Origin of the sequence: Burkholderia sp. Ac-20392, assembly GCF_017104585.1 — a bacterium.
GTDB lineage: Bacteria > Pseudomonadota > Gammaproteobacteria > Burkholderiales > Burkholderiaceae > Burkholderia > Burkholderia lata.
This window is the reverse complement of sequence record NZ_JAAGPB010000634.1, coordinates 1-4,038: the sequence shown is the minus strand read 5'-3', so window position 1 is coordinate 4,038 and position 4,038 is coordinate 1. Positions and strand designations below refer to the sequence as shown.

The 4,038-nt window shown below is 68.4% G+C and carries 3 protein-coding genes; all 3 read right to left on the bottom strand.

From position 1 onward, the window contains the following. On the bottom strand, positions 1-1,495 hold a 1,495-nt coding region (locus G3N99_RS35920), incomplete at its 3' end, for an efflux transporter outer membrane subunit (RefSeq protein WP_206124732.1). 8 nt (positions 1,496-1,503) lie between these two features. Beyond that, positions 1,504-2,442, bottom strand: a complete 939-nt coding sequence (locus tag G3N99_RS35915) for a glycosyltransferase family 2 protein (RefSeq protein ID WP_174936413.1) — start codon at positions 2,440-2,442, stop codon at positions 1,504-1,506. Positions 2,443-2,452: 10 nt separating this feature from the next. Further along, on the bottom strand, positions 2,453-3,964 hold the full coding sequence (locus tag G3N99_RS35910) for a DHA2 family efflux MFS transporter permease subunit (RefSeq protein WP_206124733.1): 1,512 nt from the start codon (positions 3,962-3,964) through the stop codon (positions 2,453-2,455). Between the last annotated feature and the right edge of the window lie 74 nt (positions 3,965-4,038).

Here is a 4,038-nt window from a genome sequence, read left to right as displayed (position 1 = left end):
CCGTTGCACCCGCATCGAACCCGCCGCCCAGCGCGCCGATCAGCCCGACACGCAGCGTCCTCTGCCGGCCGAGCAGCGCGATCATCTGCGCGCGCTCGTCGATCAGGGTGAGGTCCGCGACGTCCACATCCTTCTGCATCAACACGCCGCGCCGGTGACGGTCGGTCGCGATCTCCACGATCTTCTGCGCGGCCGCGACCGCGTCCTGCTGCTGCGCGACGAGCGTCTGCGACGTCTGCAGCGACGTGACGAACTGCGCGACCTGCCCGAGCGCATCGTCGACGGTCTTGTTGTACAGCCCGATCGCCACGTCGGCCTGCGCGACATCCGCACCGAGTTTCGCCTTCAGCCGGCCACGATCGAAGATCGGCAGCGAGATCGCCGGGCCGATGGAACCGGCGAGCGCATCGCGCGAGAACAGCGATGCGGGCGTCAGCGCGAACACGCCGCCGAGTGCGACGAGGTTCACGTCCGGATAGAACTGCGCGCGCGTCGAATCGGCATTCGCGAACGCGGCCTCGACCCGCAACCGCGCGGCGACGATGTCGGGCCGGCGGCCCAGGAGATCGGCCGGCAGCCGCGCGGGCAGCGCGCCGCCCGCAAAGGCGCCGACACGCGGCCGCTGCAGCGCGAGCCCTCGCTCCGGGCCGCGGCCCGACAGCACGCCGAGCTGCAGTTGCGCAAGCTTGATCTGCTCGTCGTTCAGCGAGATCTGCGCGAGCAACTTGCTGCGCTTGATCGATGCGTCGCTCGCGTCGTATGCATTGTCGAGCCCGCGCGCTGTGCGCTCGCGCAGCACGGTCGTCACGCGCTGGCTGACCTTCAGCTTCTGCTGCAACAGCTCCTGCGTCGCATACGCCTGGTCGAGCTGGCAGTACACGGTGACGATCGCCACCGCCAGCGTGAGCCGCACCTGCTCGGCCTCGACCCGCGCCGCTTCGCGCAGCGACATCAGGCTCTTCGTCGCGGCGCGGTTCTTCCCCCACAGGTCGAGCTGGTAGGTCAGCCCGACGAACACCGACGACGGCGAGGTGTTCGGATCGCCGAAAATTTCGACGGGTACGCGATAGCCGCTGACCGACACGTTGGCAACGTCGTCGCCCGGCTTCGGCATCCGTGCGCGGCTGACCGTCGCGCCGGCCGTGCCCGTCAGCCCCGTCAACGAATCGAACTGCTGAAGCTGCGCCTGCGCGATCCGCAGCCGCGCCTGCGCGACCTGCACGTCGGGGTTGTTTTGCGATGCCTCGGCAACCAGCGCGTCGAGTTGCGGATCCTTCAACTGCTTCACCCAGTCGGGCGCGGGCCACGCGCCGTTCACGCCGGGGCCGGCCGTGTGCGCGAGCGCATCGTCGGCCGGCGCGTGCAACGACAGCGACGGCAGGAAGCCCGACGGCACGCATCCGCTCAACGCCAGCGACACCGCCGCTGCGACGATCATCGCCGAGCCGTTCTTTACGCTACGTGCCGGACACGCTGCTTGTTTCACACGCCGCATCGCGCCCCTCATCCCTGCTGAATGCGCTGCGCACGCGCGGCCAGGCGCGGCCGCGTGCGTTCGAGCGGACCGAGCCGGCCGAACAGGCCGTCCGCGACGCCGAACAGGATGCCGGCGAGCTTCGCGCGCTTGTCGCGTTCGACGAGCGCGATCTGCACGATCTGCCACACGGTCAGCAGGTTCGGCACGATCGCCACCGGAAAGCGCAGCCCGTACTGCATCCCGAGCTGCACCGCATTGCGTGCGCTGTAGTAGCGCCGTTGCCACGAGTGATTCATCGACGTCATTTCAAAAGGGCCGATCGCATGACGCTGCTTCGCGCCGATCCGGTGCGGCAGCACCAGCGACGGCACGACATAGAGCGGCACGTTGCGCGACAGTGCGCGAAAACTGTATTCGGTATCGACGTGATCGATGAACAGCGTCTCGTCGAAACGGCCGAGCACGTCGAACGCATCGCGCGACACGACGCAGCCCGACGAGATCAGGAACGCGCAGCGCTGCAGCGGCGCGCCCGGCTCGATGCGCAGGCGGCGCAGCCCGATCCCGTTGGTCGACAGTTCGGGCAGGAAGCTGCGCGCGTTCTCGTCGAAGATGCGCGGGCCGGCCAGGAACGCCCGCCCGCCAAGCCCCGCGCAGACATCGCGCATCGCCGGGAAATACGCTGCCGGCACCGACGAATCCTGGTCGAACAGCGCGACGGCATCGATGCGATCGCGAAACAGCGCGGCAAGCCCCGCGTTGTAAGCGCCCGCGATCCCGCCGCGATTGCCGTGATGCAGCAGCGCGATGCCTTCGCGCGCGCACAGCTCGCGAGCCCGTGCATCGGGCTGCGGCGTGTTGTCGACGACGAGCAGCGCATCGCACGCGTGCCGCCATGCGCCGAGCGCGTCGAGCTGCGCATCGCTCGGGTGATACAGGATCACAAGTGCGCCGAGTGTCGTCATGTTCCTCTCCTCAATGCCCGAACGACGCCGCCGCGCCGCGCTTCGGCCGCGTCAGCCACATCATTGCCGCGAGTGCGAGACACGTCATGCTCGCCATCCAGAACATGTCGTTGGTCGCCATCATGTAGGCCTGCTGCATCACGACCTGGTGCAGCGTCGTCAGCTCGCGCACGCCGTCCACGCCCATCGCGTTCAGCGTGTGCACGAAGCGCTGCGTGTTCGCCGATGCATGCGTGACGGATTGCGACACGACGTCGTAGTGATAGGTCGCGCGGTTGTCCCACAGCGTCACGCTCATCGCGGTGCCGAATGCGGCCGACAGCGTGCGCAGGAAGTTCGACAGGCTCGACGCGGCCGCGAGCCGGTCATCCGGAATGCGCGACAGCGTCGCGGCGGTCAGCGGAATGAAGAAGCACGGCAACCCGATCCCCTGGATCAGCCCCGGCGCGGCGATCTGCGCGAACGTCATCTTCAGCGTGAAATGCGCATCCCATGCGAGCACGGCCGCGAACACGAGGAAGCCGAAAGTCGCGAGCACGCGCGCGTCGAAGCGATGCGCATGGAGCCCGACGAGGATCGAGAACACCAGCGCGAGGACACCGAGCGACGCCGTGGCGAGCCCCGCGTGAAACGCGTTGTAGCCCATCACGGCCTGCATCCACAGCGGGAACACGACGCCGACCACCGAGAAGCTCATCATCCCGAGCGAGATGATCAGCACGCAGAACGAGAACGTGCGATCGCGGAACAGGCTGAGATCGACGACGGGATGCGCCTCGCCCGCTTCCCAGATCAGCAGCGACACGATCGAGAGCCCCGCGACCACCGCGAGCGTGACGATCAGCGGCGAGCCGAACCAGCCGCGATCGTGACCGAGATCGAGCATCGCCTGCAGCGAGCCGACGCCGATCACGAGCAGCACGATGCCCGGCACGTCGATCGGGCCGGCTTCGCCGCGTTGCGCATCGGGGCGCAGCATCGCGGTGCAGACCGCGAACGAGAACAGCCCGATCGGCAAGTTGATCAGGAAGATCCACGGCCACGAGAAGTTGTCGACGATCCAGCCGCCGACCACCGGCCCGAAGATCGGCGCGAGCAGCACCGTCATCGCCCACAGCGCGAGCGCGATCGTGCGCTTGTCCGGCGGGAACGTGCGCAGCAGGATCGTCTGCGACAGCGGCACCATCGGCCCTGAAAACAGCCCCTGCAGCGCGCGGCAGATCACGAGCACATGCAGGTCGCGCGCGAGCCCGCACAGCAGCGACGTCAGCGTGAACAGCAACACCGCACCGACGAACAGCCGCAACTCGCCGACGCGGCGCGCGAGCCAGCCGGTCAGCGGCACCGCGATCGCGGCCGCGACCGAATACGAGCTGATCACCCACGTGCCCTGGCTGTTCGAGACGCCGAGACTGCCGGAGATCGCCGGCACCGCGACGTTCGTCACGGTCGAGTCGAGCACCTCGATGAAGGTCGCGAGCGACAGCGCGAACGTCAGCAGCGCGAGCCGGATGCCGCGCATCGGCTGCGCGGCCGGCTTGGGGGCCGGCACGTCGAACGCGGACGGCGTGGATCGGAAGAGCGCCGGGTGGGGAA

Excerpts from the sequence above, each read along its gene's own strand:
- G3N99_RS35915 (WP_174936413.1), bottom strand. The coding sequence starts at position 2,442 with ATGACGACACTCGGCGCACTTGTGATCCTGTATCACCCGAGCGATGCG.
- G3N99_RS35910 (WP_206124733.1), bottom strand. The coding sequence starts at position 3,964 with ATGCGCGGCATCCGGCTCGCGCTGCTGACGTTCGCGCTGTCGCTCGCG.